Raw genomic sequence first — 17,815 nt, 5'->3', positions numbered from 1 at the left:
GGCAATGCACTATTCCTATAGTACAATAAATACACATTAAGATGTATTGGCAGGTCAATAGGCGATTTATAGCCGCCCATGGGTAATCTAATTTGAAACATGTAATACAGTCGCTTATTGGATTTAGTCTCTATTTTATTAATGGCTCAATGCCGATTGCTCAAGAGTCATTACCACCAATAGAGTTACTCACTAATCCATCACCTATTTTTAGTGAACTACAAGACGATGGGCGTATGTCAGGTTATTCAGTTGAATATGCCCGAAGCCTTTTTAATTTGGCGGGATACCAGCCAACTGTCAGCCCCTTGCCCTTTTCTCGTTTAATCGAGCAAATGAATAAAAGCAAACTGGCGGTCGCAACAGGCATAGTTCGCACACCAGAACGAGAAGATGATTTCTTTTGGATCGCACCGATGACTGCGAATGTTATTGGTATATTTTCTGTGGTTGATGACTCACAAAAAAATCCCAAAATTGATGGGCTCGACAAATTAAAATCAGTTGGTGTTTTAAGTGGCGATTATCGCGCGGATATTTTGCGTAATCATAGGGTAAAAGACATCGTCGAGTTTAATAGCTGGAAACAGGCCGTCGATGCTGTTTTAAAAGGCAGAATTTCCTCGATATTTTTCTCTGAATTGGGTATTTCTACTACCTGTAAATTGGCCGAGTTTAACTGTGTATCATTAAAGAAAATTTACACTCATGACATCCAATTCAGTTATATGGCAATGCTAAAAACTGACACTAACCGTGAGCATGCAATAAAACTAGCAAATGCTTCAGAGCGTTTTAAAAGGACTAACACATTCGATCAACTTGTAGAGCAGTGGTTACCAAAATTACAACAACTAGAAGCCGATGTCACCATGACAGAAGGCATTATAACATTTGGTGAAATCAATAATAATCAATTGTTTGCGAATAACATTTGGGTGTTAACTCACCTTGAACCACCATTTAGTCAATATGATGAACATGGCAAACCCTCCGGTTACGCTGTTGAATTAGTGCAAGGCATATTAACTGAGGCAGGCATGCAGCAGCAAATTCTAGTTGCTCCTTGGCAGCGTATATTAGTCGAAAGTAAAATGAAGTCTGATGTGTTAGTTTTTGCTTTAGCAAGAACCCAAGACAGAGAGGACAGTTTCCATTGGATATCCCCAATCACACAGAATGCTTATTCTATATTTGGCCGTAAATCTAGCCACCAAAACACCAGTATCGATAATATCGCGCAATTACCGCCACAAAGTGTAATTACTGTACTTGCCGGTGATTTTCGTGAACAAATAATCATTGACGCAGGGCATATCGCCGTGGCCACCCCAACATGGCAAGTGGCAGTGCAGAAAGTGCTAACCGGCGAAGCGGACTATTTATTTTTGTCAGATGGTGGAGTCAACATAATATGCCAAACAATTGAAGAATCCTGCAGTGATCTTACGAGAGTATTTCAGTTTCAGCTTGCGACCAGTTATCTGGCAGTTTCAAAACAAGGTACCTCTCAGAAGTTAATTGAAAAATTAAAGTCTTCAGCAGTCATATTTAAGCAAACGATACAATATCAATCGATGGTTAAACGATGGTTAATGGAATTTAAACAGCGCAATATGTCCAATATGCATGAACACGATGGAATTATTAAACTTTGGGCACAAAGCGAAGACAAATAATAACAAAGTCATATGACTTGTTTGTTAAGGCGATAAACCAGATAAAAACATTTAGCAGTTTTACATCTGGTTTATATACCCCATAAAGTTGTTATTTTAGGTTAATAGAACGACCTATAATACTGCGCCATCCAAACAACATTATTAGCAACCCAAGGTTTAGACTAAACGCACCTCCACTAGTGCTTGTTTCTGGATCAAGGTTTTTGACGATTTCATTTACAGTCTGCACAGCTATGCCACCGGGATCATCAATAGTTCCATTTTCTATGCCGTCAGCATCATTGGGACCACCGTCTTTAATGGTTAAACGCACACAATCATCACCTTGATTCAACCCTGTTGAGTACTTACTGCTATTAGGCGGCGGGCATACATCGTTAACAGATACAGTTGACGCTAAGCTGTTACTCGCATCTTCCACAAAATATTGCCAGCCCTGTGCATCTGTATATTTTCTATAAGTAGCAAACTCAGGAAGACTGTGTTGCAAAGGTAAAACGATATCCACCGAGCTACCTAATGGTAAAATATTATTAATTTCAAAATCGAAATACTCATCTTGATGGCTAAGGTCATCAGCGGCAACCAACCCCGTTGCTTGAATTTCTTGCTCGGACAACATCACACCGTCTGACTGTTGTAATCTTGCATATTTCCCCAGTGATAGTTCTAAACCAGGTTCAGTTTCGACAAACTTAGTAATGGCAGAATTAACATGTTTAGGCTGAATATAACTGACATCTGATGTATCCATAAATGCTGGCAGACCATCTAGGTCCTGGTCCACAAAACCTTCTTCCTTATCGGTTAATCCGTCTCGATCAACATCACTGTTAGTTAATGTAGGTTGAGTCGCCAAGATTGCTATATTGATGATTTTTGTGGTCACTAATGTTCCCTCACCACTGTCGGTAACTTCCACCGACAAAGACAAAATATCACTATTAGTGCTTGGTAAAGTTAAGTTACTAGGGTTAATGACCGCCACCATCTGATTGGCACTAATTTGTGTTTGATACTCTGAAGGAATAGTCCACTCAATAATATGTGTATCATCTGGATTAGAATCGTCAATCTGCAAAGTTAGCTTAATATCACCGTCATCTTTAGCAACATTCGATAACACCACGTTTTGTTGTGTTACCGCCACACTCAAATTAGGCGCTAAATTATCTTCACTTACGGTAATAGTATGAGTTCTCTGCGAGCCCACATTCAACCCATCATCAAATTCAAGAATAAGTAGTTCATCACCTTCAGTTTGAAAATCTTCATTCAATTTAATGTTGATATAACCAATAGTGCCGCTTTCAATCACCACAAATTCATTATCAATGCTGTAGTCAAAAGAGTCGACATTCCCAACTACTGCAACGGGGATCTTAAAAGGATAATTGGGAGCGCTGCCAGATAAGACAACTTTTACCCTTGCTGTGCTCCCCTCTGCAACAGTCTGATCGGCTTCAAAATTAACTAAGGGATAAAGGTTAATTATTTGCTCTTTGTAAGCAATATTGCCAGCATTATCAACAGCACGCCATGTAATCGGATATTGCCCAGACGTTAATACCTGCACACCACTTTCAAAACCGACGGGCCTCAGACTACAACAATCATCTCCATCTAAGCCGTCATTAGCAGAAATATTTGTCGCCGCCACTAAAGCGTCTTCAGTAAGAGTTGTGAAAATATGTTCAGCGTTCAGGTGCAGCGATTGCGGAACATCAATCTCTGGGGGGTAATCATCGATAAAAGGATTACTGCCGTCATGAGCTTCATCAATGTTAATCACACCATCCAAATCACTATCGAGTAAAGCGTCTGCTGGATCCAAGGAATCAAAACCATAAGTGTCTTCATACTCATCACTCATGCCATCATTGTCATCATCGAGATCAATGTTATTACCTATACCATCGTCATCACTGTCTAGTGACTCTAAAGGATCAAGCGGCCTTTCATCCAAATAATCTAGTACGCCGTCGCCGTCATCATCGTTATCCAATACATTGCCAATACCGTCTAAATCCGTGTCGGTAGTTTCAACAGGATCAAGTGGAAAGGCATCATCGGTGTCACTAACGCCATCATTATCATCGTCGCTATCCGCATTGTTCCCCGTTCCATCAGCATCTGAGTCTTGCCACTCAGAACTGTCTAAAGGGAATAAATCCAGATTATCTGTCACTCCGTCGTTATCATCGTCGGTATCCAAATTATTTCCGATGCCATCAAGGTCGGTGTCTAGCCATTCTGATCTATCAAGGGGAAACACATCATCAGCATCTATTGAGCCATCATTATCATCGTCACTATCTGCATTATTACCAATGCCATCAACATCTGTGTCGACTGATTCAGCGTCATTTAGTGGGAATATATCTAATGAGTCTTTAATGCCGTCATTATCATCATCGTTGTCAGCATTATTGCCGACGGTGTCGCCGTCTGTATCTAACCATTCAAATTGGTCTAACGGAAAATCATCATTGATATCAATAAAAGAGTCATTGTCGTCGTCACTATCGGCGTTGTCACCTATACCATCACCGTCGGTATCTTTAGATTCAGTAGAATTAAGTGGAAAAGCATCGATGCTATCGATGGTGCCGTCTCCGTCATCATCAGTGTCTGCGTTATTACCTGTACCGTCATTATCTGTATCAAGCCATTCATTACTATCTAAGGGAAAGGCGTCCGCAGAGTCAGCTATACCATCATTATCATCATCGGCATCACTTAAGTTATTACCTAAGCCATCTCCATCAGTGTCGTCCCATTCATCTTTATTTAAAGGGAAAGCATCAAAGCCATCGGTTACACCATCTCCATCATCATCAGTATCGGTAATGTTGCCGACACCATCCCCATCGGTGTCGGTATCTTCGGCCATATTAAGAGGTTCAGGATCAATACTATCGGCTACGCCATCACCATCGTCGTCGGTGTCTGCATTGTTACCAATACCATCGCCATCTGTATCTAAGTATTCAGTTCTATCAAGTGGAAATTTATCAATACCATCTTCCACTCCATCACCGTCATCATCGGAATCCGCGTTATTACCGGTGCCGTCACCATCAGTATCAATATACTCTGATGGGTCGAGAGGGAATCTGTCATTACTGTCACTTACCCCATCACCGTCATCATCACTGTCGGCATTGTTACCGACACCATCACCATCAGTATCTAAATTTTCAGCAGGGTCGGTCCTAAATGCATCAACACTATCTGCAAAGCCATCATTGTCGTCATCGGTGTCTTCATTATCTCCAATCATGTCACCATCATTATCGAACCATTCATCTGGATCATCTGGCCAGATATCATTGGCGTCAACTACACCATCACCATCGTTGTCAGGATCGGCATTGTCTCCAATACCATCATTATCTGTGTCTAATGTTTCAGTAGCGAGTAACGGAAAAGCATCATCTATATCGTCAACACCATCATTATCATCGTCTTCATCAGTATTATTACCAATGCCATCGTGATCGGTATCGGTTTGTTCATTAGGGTCTGTAGGCAAATCATCATATAAATCAATTACACCATCGTTATCATCATCAGAGTCAGAGTTGTTACCTATCAAATCACTGTCAGTGTCTTCCCACTCAGAGGCATCTAAAGGAAAAGGATCAACGGTATCAGCATAACCATCGTTATCGTCATCCATATCCGCATTGTTACCAAGGCAATCCCCATCAGTGTCTAGCCACTCAAGAGGATCTTCGGGGAAAGGGTCATAGAAATTGATAACAGTGTCGGCATCTAGATTATTGTCATTTATGTCGAGTACACCATCACCATCATCATCATCTTCGTCGTAATTACTGATGCCATCCATGTCATAGTCGTAATGACGAAGAGGATCGGATGGGAAAACATCAATATTGTCGTCGTACCCATCACTATCTGAATCAGTAGTCGTCAAAGGTGGCGGACCTGGGCAGGTGGCAACTTGAGCATAACTTGCATGAGGCCAAGCCAAACCAATCATGACAATTAAGGTAAAACTAAAGAGGTGTAATCTTAGCCAGTTAAGTCGAGGTACAGCGGCGATTTGCGGTTTCGTTTTAAACATAAAAAATCCTCACTTCTGATTTATTCACAGTATTTTGCTAATCCTAAGAATTCAATAAAAAAGAATTAGTTACCATAATACTTTGGTCCAAAATCGAGGTTAACCTTAACTCCCAGAAAAACTGAGCTCATACTTCCGAACTCGAACATATCAGGGAAATGTTTTATTCCCATAATGGCAGAGATATTTGAAGATATTTTATAATGAGTAGAAATCGCAAGAAACACACTGCCATCTCCCTTTTCTGAAAAATATTTTTCTTTATCAAGTGTAGTCCAAGTAAACTTATTTTCTGTTAATGCCGCAGCTACACCTAACTGGTATTCCATACTGAAACCTCTCTTTGCAGGGTTTCGTGAGCCTAATTGATGTCGATAAGATAATGATAACTCGACACTATCCAACGGAAATATCAACTCGCTCTTATTCCATTCTACTAACACATCATCATATCGATGAACCCCTAAATTCCAATAAAGATTGCTTCTACGAGAAAATTTATCAGCAATAAAAAACGAATAACCTTGTGTATCATTTTCTGTCCCTTTGAGACCAGTTACACCAATTTCAAACGCTTGCACAGGCAAACTAACCACTAATAAAGACAAAACTGTAAAAAACACGGCGACGACTTGCCTCTTAGTCGTAACCCAGTACTCATTCAATTTACTATTAAACGGCATAAATCCCTCAACTCAAAATAATCAGATGCGCTATTAGATAGAACAATAGCAAGTATTAAACCAACAATTCTTAACAGAACCAGAAGGTAACAGGTATTTAGAATGAACCTTTTATTGTTATAAGCATCAAGTTATAGACTAACCTTACACATTGATAAACTTTACAGGGTAAAACTATGTACTCCCAAACTCATTCAATTCACTCTTTGTTTGACCAATTAGGTCTAGATAGCTCTGATCAAGGGATCAATGCTTTTGTCGCAGAACATGGAGCACTTGCTGCTAACGTCAAATTGCACCAAGCTGATTTTTGGACTGCAGCTCAAGGGGCTTTTTTACAACAAATGATTGACGAAGATGCCGACTGGGCTGAAATTGTTGATGAACTAGACGCAAGGCTTCGTTGAGCACTCAAAGCCCAAAGTCAGGTTGATGACTTTCAAAAACTAAAGCTAGGTTGATGACTCTCAAAGGCTAAAGCCAGGTTGATGACTCTCAAAGTTTTTTCTTAGAGCTTTCGGTCTAAACCCAACTAAGGCCTCGTTTATATTTTCCCTACAACTGCTTTTGCGCGGCTTCTAACTCAAGGTTTAAGCGGTTTTCTTCATCTGCTTTAGGTTTGCTAAAACGGGCGAAAGCATAATAAAGCACGGGAGTTAAAAATAGGGTAAATACTACTGCCAAACCTAACCCACCAAACACTACCCAACCAATTGAGTTACGTGCTTCTGCACCTGCGCCAGTTGAAAGGATAAGCGGTAGCCCACCTAAGATGGTGGATACCAGTGTCATCATAATTGGCCGTAACCTTACCTTACCTGCTTCAATAATAGCCTCTTTAAAGTCCATGCCAGCATCACGTAATTGATTCGCAAATTCCACCAGCAAAATTGAGTTTTTAGCTATTAAGCCAATCAACATAACCAAGCCGATTTGTGAGTAAATATTGATTGAGGTGCCTGTAAAATAAAGCGCATAGATAGCCGCTGCAATACCAAAGGGCACAGTTAACATCACTACAAAAGCGCTATTAAAACTTTCAAATTGTGCAGCCAAGACCAAAAGCACAATTAAAAATGCCAACAAATAGGTCAACATGACTTGTTGATTGGTTTCTTGAAAGGTAAGTGCTTCACCTAAGAACACCACGCCTATACCGGCTGGTAGTGTGTTGTTGGCTAATTCTCTAATAGAAGTGACTGCTTGCTCAATAGTTAACTCAGCAGGTAAATCCATTTCTAATTCGATGGCACGGCGCTGAGCATGACGCTCTAGTTCGGCTGCAACACCTTCTTCGGTAATAAAGGCCACACTTGAAAGTGGCACTAAACCACCTTTGTTAGAGCTAACAAATAAATTAAGAATGCTTGCCGGATCTAAGGAGTTACGGTTCCTTGCCTGTAAAATTATAGGCACAGCCTGATCGCCTACATTTAAATCTACAATATCATCACCGTTAATTGCAGCTCGCAAAGTGCGAGATACATCATCAAAGGCAACGCCTAACTCTTCGGCGCGGCGTCTATCGATACTCACTCTCAGTTGCGGTTGAGTCGGTTCGTAAGAAATCTTTACGGTTCCTAGTTCCGGAAGGGTATCTTCAATTTGTTTAGAGAAATCTAGGGCCGCTTGATAAATTTCGAGATAATTATCGCCTGTGAGTGCCATTTCAAAACCGCCACCAAACCCTCTTAAATTCAGACTGTTACTACCAAATGCGCGACCTGGTGCACCAGCTACTTGAGATAACATGGGACGTAGTTCGTCAATAATTTCTTGTTGTGAGCGACTTCTATCCGCCCAGTCGGTTAGAGGAACCGTGATAAACAGAATATTAGGATCCCAACGACCAACAACTGTATAAATCGATTCGATCTCGCCTTGGTCGATATTGGGCAAAAGTAACTCTTCCGTTTTTAAGGCTTGTCTGTCCATAAAATTAATACCTGTGCCGTCGGGGCCACGGGCAAATATACGTATCACGCCTCTATCTTCGGGCGGTAGTAACTCATTATCTAATTCATTAAACACAAAATAAGCACCACCACCTATTAATGAGCAAAAGATAACAACAGCAACCGAGAATTTTAAAACAAAATGCAAAGCGCGCTCATAACCATTAACACAGGCTGTGCCAAAACGACTGAGTAGGCCTGGTTGTTTTTGTTTTGAGATATCTATAGCGGGAATTTTTGCTGTCAACGCAGGCACTAACGACAGCGCCACAAAAGATGAAATAATCACACTACCGGCTAAGACGCCGCCAAACTCTCTGAATAATCGCCCTGCAGTGGAGGGTAAAAATGCTATGGGTACAAATACCGCAACTAATACCGCGGTGGTTGCCACTACAGCAAAAAACACTTCCCTGGTGCCTATTACAGCAGCGGCCCTAGCCCCCATCCCCGCCGCTCGGCGTCGCTGAATATTTTCTGAGACCACTATGGCATCGTCCACAATCAACCCAGTGGCTAGTACCAGAGCCAGTAAAGTCAGTATATTAATTGAAAAACCAAACATCCACAGAATAGCTAACGAGCCAATTAATGAAACTGGGATCGCTAAAGCCGGTATTAAGGTTGCTCTAAATTTGCCAATAAATAACCATAAGGTCACTATCACTAAGCCTATTGTAAACATTAGTGATTGCAGTACTTCGTCAACTGAGTCGCGGATAAATTCGGCATCGTCAGAGGTGACAGTCATCTCTAAATCGGGAAAACGTTGGCGTAAGCCATCTATCATAGATAACACTTCATCTGAAATTTCGATAGTGTTAGAACGTGCTTGCCTAATCACGCCTAAGCCAATTACAGGTTTGCCGTCTAGACGTACAATGCTACGAAGATCCGCCGGACCAAAATAAACACTGGCGACGTCGCCTACTTTAACGTCGCCTGCAATCACAATGTCGCGCACGTCTTGTTCGTTTACTGATGTAGCATCAGCACGCACTATTAATTGGTGGTCAGTAGAACGAATACTTCCGGCTGGCACATCAAAGGGGGCGGTACTCAGTGCTCTGGCCACATCAGATATAGACAATTGAAAGCTGGTTAAGCGTAAATTGTCTACGCTTACCCGCAATACACGCTGGCGATCTCCATCCAGACTCACATCAGCCACACCTGGCACATTTAAAAATAGTGGCGCTAAGTCTGTTTCAACTATGTCGGTCAGGGTTTCTAAATCATATTTTTCACTAGAAATGGCTATATTGACTACAGCTTGTGCGTCATTATCTGCTTTAACAATAGATATCTGTTCAACTTCTTCCGGTAACCTTCTCTGAATACGTGCAACCGATTCACGTGTTTCGTTAGCGGCATCTTCAATATCAATGCCGGGGCGAAACTCCACTCGAATTCGGCTATTGCCTTCTTCACTTTGTGCTCGAATGGCTTTTACACCGCTCACTCTAGCTACGGCTCCTTCCAGTCGACTGGTCACTTCAGAGTCTACAGTTTCAGGCGCGGCTCCCGGATAGTTGGCAGAAACAGTAATTATAGGCCGGTCAACGTCTGGTAGTTCACGTACCTCTAGTGCATAAAAGGCGGCAATTCCAGCCGTTACAATGAGTAGGTTCAGCACTAATATCAATACCGGTCTGCGGATTGATAATGAGGGTAAGTCGTCTTTGAAAAGGGTGTTTTTGAACACTAGCCTGCTACCTTGTTGTCAGTTGGTTTCTGACTCATTTTCACGCCAACTTCTTGGGTATTTTGAATTTCTAAAGTTTGGCCATCACGCAACCCTTGGATCCCCTCAACAATTAATGTTTCGCCATCGATTAAATTGCCAGTGACCAGAATTCTGCCTCTTAACCTTTGTTCTACTTGTACATCTACCCGTTTAGCCTTTTCGTTTTCAGCGACCCACACAAAAGCACCGTTAGCCCCCCAAGATAAGGCAGCCTCGGGGATTGCCACGTATAACTCACCACGCACTTCTAAGGTGACACGAAAACTCATACCTGGACGATATTGATCGTTTTGATTATCGAGCAGTGCTCTGGCTTTTATGGTTCTGTCTTGAATGTTGACTCTGGAATCAATCTCAGCGACTTTAGCTGGTAGTAAGGTCATCCTGTCTGTCCAAGGCTGCAATTGAACTGTGGGTTTTTGCATTAAATAGGACACCGCTAATTCAGGTGCAACAAAGTTTACAAAAAGTCCTTTTCTGTCATCTAAAGTAGTAATAGCAGTTTGTGGCGTGATGCGGTCGCCAACCTCAACATCCGTTAATCCAACAATGCCGTCAAAGGGAGCGCGCACTAAGCGGTTTTCTTTATTTTCTTTGGCTTCAAGCAGGGTAACCTTTGCCAACCTAAAGATTGTGTTGGCATCATCCACTTCACGTTCGGTGACTGCGCCTTTTTTAAAGCTATTTATCACTCTATCAAGATTTTTTTGAGCATCTTCTAACTCAATTTCGGCACGCTGCACATTGACATTTTGTAACCTACTATCTAATTCAAGTAAAACAGATCCCTTTTTCACCGCCTGCCCCGGCACAAAATTTAACGCTGTCACCTCGTCCGAGACACTTGAAAAAAGAGTCACAGAGTGTTTTGCCTGCGCGGTACCAACAGCTTCAATTAGTGAGGTCTCGTATTCAAAACTTAGGCGTTCAACCACAACGATGCGCGGACTGTCTGCCCCTCGGTATTGTGCTGAAACAGGAAGCGTCAGCACTAGTACCACTAAAGATACAAACACACTGATAAAGGTGAATAAACGAGATGGCATGTGAGTGAGAATTCCAGAGCTTTTAAACTGATAGCAAGAATATCACAGCAAATAACCCAGAATTGCTCACTTTCTTAGAAAATTTGTTACAAGTAGTTTAGAAGACCTTGAAAGATAAGGAATATATCCGAGCATATTTAATACAAATCAGTGTAAAGAAAAAGTCAGCAGACCTAAATAAACTAGGCTTGCTGACTACTAATTTACCCTAAAGCAGTGATCTGATCACATATTGCAGGATGCCGCCATGGCGAAAATATTCAAACTCATTTGGGGTATCGATACGGATGTCGGTATCAAAACTAACAATGTCGCCATCGGATTTTTGAACCTCAACTTTCACCTGCTTCTGGCCAGCCTCAACAGCCTCAATAGTAAACTGTTCTGTGCCGTCTAAGTTATAAGTGTGAGCCCCTTCGCCTGGCTTAAATTGCAGTGGCAATATGCCCATACCGATAAGATTAGAGCGATGAATTCTCTCATATGTTTCAGCGATAACAGCTTTGACACCCAAGAGTAATGGCCCTTTGGCTGCCCAATCACGAGAACTCCCCGTGCCGTACTCTTTACCAGCAATAACAATAGTAGGTATTTTGCCAGCAATATACTGCTGCGCGGCCTCAAATACAGTCATCTGTTCGCCACTAGGTTGTTTCCGAGTAAAGCCGCCTTCAGTACCGGGTGCAAGTTGATTTTTAAGTCTAACGTTGGCGAAAGTACCACGCATCATGACTTCATGATTACCTCGTCTGGAACCATAAGAATTAAAGTCTTTTGGCTCAACATGGTTATCACGCAAATAATCAGCAGCAGGGGTTTGATTGCCAATGGATCCCGCCGGGGAAATATGGTCAGTAGTGACGCTGTCTGCTAGTTTTAATAAACAACGCGCATTTTGAATGGCCTTGGTTGGTTCAGGTTGTACTGGCATATTTGCAAAAAATGTCGGTTTTTTTACATAAGTACTGTCTGGCCAGTCGTAAATATCGGCATCAACTGTTTCAAGATTTTCCCAAATATCACCGCCGTCATATACAGAGCCATATTTCTCGGTAAACATCGACTTATTAACAACGCGGGTCACAATATCTTGAATTTCTTGCTGACTTGGCCATAAGTCTTTCAAATAAATTGGTTTTCCAGCATTGCTGATGCCAAGTGGTTCTTTAGTAATATCAATTTTCATATTACCTGCCAGCGCATATGCAACCACTAGAGGTGGCGACGCCAAATAGTTGGCTTTGACATCAGAATGTATTCTGCCTTCAAAGTTACGATTACCTGATAATACTGATGTCACTGTTAAATCACCTTTCCTGATCGCCTCAGAAATGGCCTCGGGCAATGGGCCTGAATTACCAATACAAGTAGTACAACCGTAACCTACTAAGTTAAATCCCAGTTTATCCAGTTCTTTAGATAATCCTGCTTTATTCAGATATTCGGTGACCACTTGTGAGCCTGGGGCAAAACTGGTTTTAACCCAAGGTTTAACCGTCAGTCCTAATTCATTGGCTTTTTGCGCTAACAATGCAGCAGCAACCAGCACAGATGGATTCGAAGTGTTGGTACAACTGGTAATCGCAGCGATCACCACGGCCCCCTCATGAAGATCATAGTCTTGTTCATTATGACGGTAAGCCACTGTGGTTTTAGAACCAATATTTTCTGCACCGCCTTCACTATCAAAACGCTCTTCCAGCTTGTCTTCTGGCTTGATTGCCAGTTCCTTTTGCTCAGTTAACCAATCTTGAAAAGAGGTCGCTGCTTGATCCAAATTAATTCTATCCTGCGGTCGTTTCGGCCCAGCAATAGCGGGAACAACAGTGTCCAAATTTAGGGCGAGTGTGGCGTGATACTCTGCATGTTCTTGTGCTTCACTGCCCCACATACCTTGCGCTTTTGAATAAGCTTCAATAATCTCAATTTGTAGCTCACTGCGGCCTGTTAATGTCAGATATTTGGTCGTTTGTTCGTCAATTGGGAACAAACCACAGGTTGCTCCATATTCTGGTGACATATTGGCAAGCGTGGCACGATCGGCCACTGTTAAGTGTTTCACGCCAGCACCAAAAAATTCCACAAACTTACCCACTACACCGAATGCACGTAATTGTTGTGTAACCGCTAACACTAAGTCTGTGGCGGTAGTACCTGGAGGTAACTTACCTTGTAACTCCATCCCAACCACTTCAGGTATTAGCATAGTCACAGGCTGGCCTAACATGGCAGCCTCAGCTTCGATACCTCCAACTCCCCAGCCAAGCACGCCTAAACCATTTATCATAGTGGTGTGTGAGTCAGTGCCTACTAAGGTATCAGGGAAAAGCAGAGGGGTTTCTTGCTGCTCATCAACAAAGGTCACCCGCGCCAAATATTCCAAATTGACTTGGTGCACTATGCCTTTTCCTGGTGGCACTACTTTGAAGTTATCGAATGCACTTTGGCCCCACTTCAAAAACTGATAGCGCTCCTTATTACGCTTAACCTCAATTTCAGTATTGTGCTTAAACGAATCAGCCTGGCCGAACTCGTCTACCATTATTGAATGATCAATGACTAAATCCACAGGCTTAAGAGGATTGATTTTATTAGGGTCGCCGCCTAAATCTAACATTGCATTACGCATAGCGGCTAAATCAACAACAGCTGGCACACCGGTAAAATCTTGAAGTACAACTCTGGAAGGAACAAAAGCTATTTCGGTATCAAAAGAGGAAGTGGTGTCCCATTTAGCTAAGGTTTGAATATCTTCTGGCTGAACATACGGCTCATCACTATGGCGTAATAAGTTCTCTAATAAAATTTTGGCTGTTAGTGGCAGTCGCTTGATATCAACTTGCAAAGTGTTTAGATCAAAGTATTCATACTCTTTTCCTCGCACCGTTAGGGTGGATATATGTTTATTTAATGATGTCATTTTACTCTCCTTTTTGGCCTCAATAGACCTTCTTTAAAGTAAATTCTTTCTTTACTTACATTTATCTATTCTTTATCAGTTTTCTATATCAATCAGTCTGTTGTTTCTTAATAACAAAATAAACAACAAATACAATGGCGGCGGCAATAGACGTTACAGCCAAACCTGAAGGTTCTTTCATAAATTGCAGCGCGCTCTTACCAAAAAATACGGCGCTTAAACCTAAGGTAGCAATACTGATAGTCGAGCCTACCATAAACTTGAAAATATCCAGCTTAAGTGAGCCTCCTACAAAGAAAATACTTAAGAATATAAAAGCGATGCATTATCGGGTACATCGCTAGCTAACTCAGTAATTCTATCTATTTCGAGATAATCACTAATAGGGGTAAAAAAATACAAGGCTATAATCCCAATCACGCCCCCCATGAGTAGGCCTAACTTAATGATATTTGCTTTCTTCACTTTTTCGCTTCCCGTACTAGCCAACTAAAAATTTTTCTGTGTGCTTTCATATAAAATAAATATTCAGGATGCCACTGGACTCCTAATACCTTGTCACTATTTTTGCTTTCAATAACCTGGTTAATACCGGCTTCTTCTTTGGCGGTCACTTTTAAGTCTTCTGCTGGTTGAGCAACAGCTTGTGAGTGTATGGCATTGACTTTCAAAGGGTCATCGCCGGCTATCCGAGATATTAACGAATCGTTAGTCGTATAAAGCACAGTTTTGCGAGGGAAAGGACTACGGATCCTCGCGTCTTTTTCCAAAAGCGGTAAGGTCGATTCATACATTGTGCCGCCTAACTCTGCGTTTAGTAGTTGATGACCTCGACAAATACCTAAAATTGGTAAGTTATTATCCAAGGCGTATTGAATGAATCTGATCTCCATAACGTCTCGGGTTTTGTCGTATCCGGAGGAACTTAAACGGCTCATTAATTCCATGGGATACAAAACACACTCTTTTAGCTTGAGCCACAAAGAGCGTTCCACTGGGGTAGAGTCTTCTTTAATATAGTGATCGGGATGGATATCTGCTCCTCCACCGATAATAATGCCGTCGCAGTCAAATGTACCGTCGAAGGACTCTGGCGTTACTCGAACCGGCTTGCCACCGGCTATGCCTATATTTAAAGCTGTGAAAAACCAAGCTGTGGAGCCTGATATATTAGGTCCCGTTATGGCAATTTTGGGTTTTGAAATCTCTGGCAAAATAATTCCTTAGACTATTTTATTCAATCCGCGTATATGCCCGTAATTCAACAAAGCAACAAATACGCTCCCGCCTATGGCGTTGCCAAGTAAAATCACCGCTATAACGGGTATAATAGTAGTGACCTCGATACTAGGCGACATTAGAAAACCAACAAACAATTCGACAGAGCCAGCAATCGAATGATGCAAGCCACCTATACCTATAAGAAAGGTTGCTAAATATATACATAAAAGCTGGCTGGTAGTTGAATGAGTCGATAAAATCGTCCATGCACCAATTGCCATTAACCATCCAGCTAGGATTGCACTGACAAAAAGACTACTAGCTTGGTACTCTAAAACGTGGTTTGCAATCAATAAGTATCCTTGTTTAGCATGGATCACTGATTCGGCGCTGTTTAACAAGACCGCTATTATGAAGCCCCCACTTAAGTTACCCAGAATGACTACCAACCATAATTTGAGTACCCCAGTCACATTTGTCGCGCCGTCAAGTAATGGATAAACAGCAGTTGCAGTATGTTCAGTAAAAAGTTGCGTTCTACTTAAAATACACAACATAAAACCAAGTGGGTAAACCAAAGCAACCAACACGCGATTGATACCATCAAGGGTACCTAATATGCTCGTCATTACTGCCACGGCAAGCACTGTAAAACCGATGATCATCCCCGCCGCTACTGATGATAAAAGCAAACCTAATATCGGGCGCTCTATCTGGCTTTTTCCCTCATGGATAGCCAATTGTAAAATATCGTCGGCATGCCTGAATGTTTCGTCAATACGTTTTACAATTACTTGCTGGTATTGATCAGTTTCCATCCTTCGCTCTTTACCTCGATCGCTTTCACCTCGTTCTACTGAGTGCTTCTCAATCCTTTCTTTTATTGCTTCTATGCTTTTTGAGCCAGGCTTATGATGATTTTGTGACCTCTGGCGATTTTTATTTAACATGTTTTTATACTCTTAATCATAAAAGTTGCGGTCACAAAACAAGCCTAAAAGCGATAGATATAGGCGAGGCTTAGGAAGTCTAATCCGGGGTTTTTGGTATTTAGCCCACCATTTGAGTAATGAATATAGCGAATCGCAATCTCTGAGTTTTGATTTTTATCTAGACCAATAAGTAATCCCAAACGATCTTCGAACTGATAAACACTACCAATATTAACACCACCAAATTTTTTCTCATGTACATAGGCAACACCTATGCCGAACTCGAGTGTGAGTGGATAATTATTGGATATGTTAGGCAGGGCCTTTGAAAAAACAGGTGATACTGAAAGCCCATAAGTAGCCTCATTACGAGCGCTACCGTGCAAATCAAAAAGATTGAGACTTGCTTCCCACGATAAGCGAGTTGCACCAATTAGTGGGATATCTAAGTCATAGTTAAAGTCAGGTCTGTAGGCGATCCGCATACCATGCATGTCACCTGAGCCTGTCATATATTCGACTGCAACAGCTTGTTTTTCTTTATCCGGCAATTGAACTGCTGCAACTTGAAAACTTAAAAATAGAATAGTGAGCAACAGCGCAGGTTTAACTAATATGATGGTGGGTAATATTGATTTATTGAAAATTGAACTACTGTTTTGCATATGCTTCCTTAATTTAACGAATGATCTAGGTACAAATCTAAATTCACTCGCATTTGGTTAATTCACAGTACGCAGCAATTAGTAAGCCATCGTCAAAAATAAACAAAATAGCCATAAAAAACAAATATTTGTAAAAAATAACAGATAAAAAAAACGCCACTAAAAATCAGTAACGTGTAAAATCTACTCTTACGCTAGTAATATTTTCTTATTCATTCGATATTTTTAGGCGCTGCCAATTAAATGCACAACCAGCAATAATTAAGGTCAGCAATAGCTAGATAACCTGAACTTAGGCTACATATACATATAAAAAAGGCCCAGTACCGCTGAGCGCTACTGGGCCTTTATGCTACTAAAGAGCTTTAGTGTTTCGTTTGCTCCTGAAGGGCTTTCATCTCGTCGTGCATCAATTGTGCATCACCTCGAATATTGGTCAGTATAGTCATCGCATGAACGGGTTGTTCCTCGTTTAATGCGTCGTCTAATACTTTAAGTACCTTGTCTTCAACTTCTTCAAGCTGTTTCACATAGGTATAGTCTCCATCATTTGTGAACATAGTCGCAAATTTGGTGTACATTTTTCGTGACTCTACGGCTATCGAACTACCGTCTTCAGTCTTGCCTTGCTCTTCTAGTGCAAGTGGTTGTAAAGCCAAAATAGCCGCCTCTTTTTTGGACGCCATTTTGATGAAGGTGTTTTTGATAAAGGTATCCTGTACTTGCTCAACCGCATCGTGATAAAAGTCCACACCTGCGCTCATAACTTGAATGACGTCTGTTACTTTCTCTACACTTGTTGTCTGATTTAACATATTAACTCCTGTTTTGATTGTACCACTAGCCATTGCTAGCTTATGATACTAATTGCAAA

General features: G+C 41.5%; 13 protein-coding genes. 2 read left to right on the top strand and 11 right to left on the bottom strand.

Annotated features, from left to right (window positions below):
* Window positions 1-92 precede the first annotated feature (92 nt).
* Entirely contained in the window at window positions 93-1,679 is a 1,587-nt protein-coding gene (locus GARC_RS26510) for a substrate-binding periplasmic protein (RefSeq protein ID WP_153810987.1), read from the top strand.
* A gap of 91 nt (window positions 1,680-1,770) precedes the next feature.
* Here the strand turns inward: GARC_RS26510 and GARC_RS21000 are convergent, their stop codons facing one another.
* Window positions 1,771-5,772 carry a choice-of-anchor U domain-containing protein gene (locus GARC_RS21000; RefSeq protein WP_007624148.1) on the bottom strand — a complete coding sequence of 1,334 codons (4,002 nt, stop codon included), beginning with the start codon at window positions 5,770-5,772 and terminating at the stop codon, window positions 1,771-1,773.
* Window positions 5,773-5,837: 65 nt separating this feature from the next.
* The gene (locus tag GARC_RS20995; RefSeq protein WP_039990192.1) at window positions 5,838-6,455 is read right to left on the bottom strand and encodes a hypothetical protein; all 618 of its coding nucleotides are present in this window, start codon (window positions 6,453-6,455) and stop codon (window positions 5,838-5,840) included.
* A 176-nt stretch (window positions 6,456-6,631) separates the two neighbouring features.
* On the opposite strand from GARC_RS20995, the gene GARC_RS20990 reads away from it, so the two are divergent.
* Window positions 6,632-6,862, top strand: a complete 231-nt coding sequence (locus GARC_RS20990) for a DUF2789 domain-containing protein (protein WP_007624144.1) — start codon at window positions 6,632-6,634, stop codon at window positions 6,860-6,862.
* Between the two features lie 148 nt (window positions 6,863-7,010).
* On the opposite strand, the gene GARC_RS20985 is transcribed toward GARC_RS20990, so the two are convergent.
* The 9 genes from GARC_RS20985 to GARC_RS20955 form a co-directional block, all read right to left on the bottom strand.
* A complete protein-coding gene (locus GARC_RS20985; RefSeq protein ID WP_007624142.1) occupies window positions 7,011-10,115 on the bottom strand; it encodes an efflux RND transporter permease subunit in 3,105 nt (1,034 codons plus the stop codon).
* Entirely contained in the window at window positions 10,115-11,203 is a 1,089-nt protein-coding gene (locus GARC_RS20980; RefSeq protein ID WP_007624139.1) for an efflux RND transporter periplasmic adaptor subunit, read from the bottom strand. The genes GARC_RS20985 and GARC_RS20980 overlap by 1 nt, the downstream gene beginning before the upstream one ends.
* Before the next feature lie 208 nt (window positions 11,204-11,411).
* A complete protein-coding gene (acnA, locus tag GARC_RS20975) occupies window positions 11,412-14,123 on the bottom strand; it encodes an aconitate hydratase AcnA (protein WP_007624138.1) in 2,712 nt (903 codons plus the stop codon).
* Between the two features lie 88 nt (window positions 14,124-14,211).
* On the bottom strand, window positions 14,212-14,379 hold the full coding sequence (locus GARC_RS26830; protein ID WP_007624136.1) for a hypothetical protein: 168 nt from the start codon (window positions 14,377-14,379) through the stop codon (window positions 14,212-14,214).
* 47 nt (window positions 14,380-14,426) lie between these two features.
* Window positions 14,427-14,588: a hypothetical protein gene (locus GARC_RS26825; RefSeq protein ID WP_153810986.1), complete on the bottom strand. Its 162-nt coding sequence runs from the start codon at window positions 14,586-14,588 to the stop codon at window positions 14,427-14,429.
* Window positions 14,585-15,337 (bottom strand): gamma-glutamyl-gamma-aminobutyrate hydrolase family protein, encoded by a 753-nt coding sequence (locus GARC_RS20970; protein WP_007624132.1) that lies wholly within the window; start codon window positions 15,335-15,337, stop codon window positions 14,585-14,587. The genes GARC_RS26825 and GARC_RS20970 overlap by 4 nt, the downstream gene beginning before the upstream one ends.
* A 9-nt stretch (window positions 15,338-15,346) precedes the next feature.
* Window positions 15,347-16,294 carry a formate/nitrite transporter family protein gene (locus GARC_RS20965; RefSeq protein ID WP_052151544.1) on the bottom strand — a complete coding sequence of 316 codons (948 nt, stop codon included), beginning with the start codon at window positions 16,292-16,294 and terminating at the stop codon, window positions 15,347-15,349.
* Window positions 16,295-16,338: 44 nt separating this feature from the next.
* Window positions 16,339-16,941, bottom strand: a complete 603-nt coding sequence (locus tag GARC_RS20960; RefSeq protein WP_007624128.1) for an acyloxyacyl hydrolase — start codon at window positions 16,939-16,941, stop codon at window positions 16,339-16,341.
* 365 nt (window positions 16,942-17,306) lie between these two features.
* Window positions 17,307-17,756 (bottom strand): PA2169 family four-helix-bundle protein, encoded by a 450-nt coding sequence (locus tag GARC_RS20955; RefSeq protein WP_007624115.1) that lies wholly within the window; start codon window positions 17,754-17,756, stop codon window positions 17,307-17,309.
* Window positions 17,757-17,815 lie beyond the last annotated feature (59 nt).

Source organism: Paraglaciecola arctica BSs20135 (genome assembly GCF_000314995.1).
Lineage (GTDB): Bacteria > Pseudomonadota > Gammaproteobacteria > Enterobacterales > Alteromonadaceae > Paraglaciecola > Paraglaciecola arctica.
The sequence above is the reverse complement of the archived record's forward strand: the minus strand, read 5'-3'. Positions and strand labels throughout refer to the sequence as shown.

Bases quoted from the DNA above. Each gene is read 5' to 3' on its own strand.
- GARC_RS20965 (WP_052151544.1), bottom strand. From the start codon at position 16,294: ATGTTAAATAAAAATCGCCAGAGGTCACAAAATCATCATAAGCCTGGC.
- acnA (WP_007624138.1), bottom strand. From the start codon at position 14,123: ATGACATCATTAAATAAACATATATCCACCCTAACGGTGCGAGGAAAA.
- GARC_RS20990 (WP_007624144.1), top strand. From the start codon at position 6,632: ATGTACTCCCAAACTCATTCAATTCACTCTTTGTTTGACCAATTAGGT.
- GARC_RS20980 (WP_007624139.1), bottom strand. From the start codon at position 11,203: ATGCCATCTCGTTTATTCACCTTTATCAGTGTGTTTGTATCTTTAGTG.
- GARC_RS20995 (WP_039990192.1), bottom strand. From the start codon at position 6,455: ATGCCGTTTAATAGTAAATTGAATGAGTACTGGGTTACGACTAAGAGG.
- GARC_RS20960 (WP_007624128.1), bottom strand. From the start codon at position 16,941: ATGCAAAACAGTAGTTCAATTTTCAATAAATCAATATTACCCACCATC.
- GARC_RS26830 (WP_007624136.1), bottom strand. From the start codon at position 14,379: ATGGTAGGCTCGACTATCAGTATTGCTACCTTAGGTTTAAGCGCCGTA.
- GARC_RS20955 (WP_007624115.1), bottom strand. From the start codon at position 17,756: ATGTTAAATCAGACAACAAGTGTAGAGAAAGTAACAGACGTCATTCAA.
- GARC_RS21000 (WP_007624148.1), bottom strand. From the start codon at position 5,772: ATGTTTAAAACGAAACCGCAAATCGCCGCTGTACCTCGACTTAACTGG.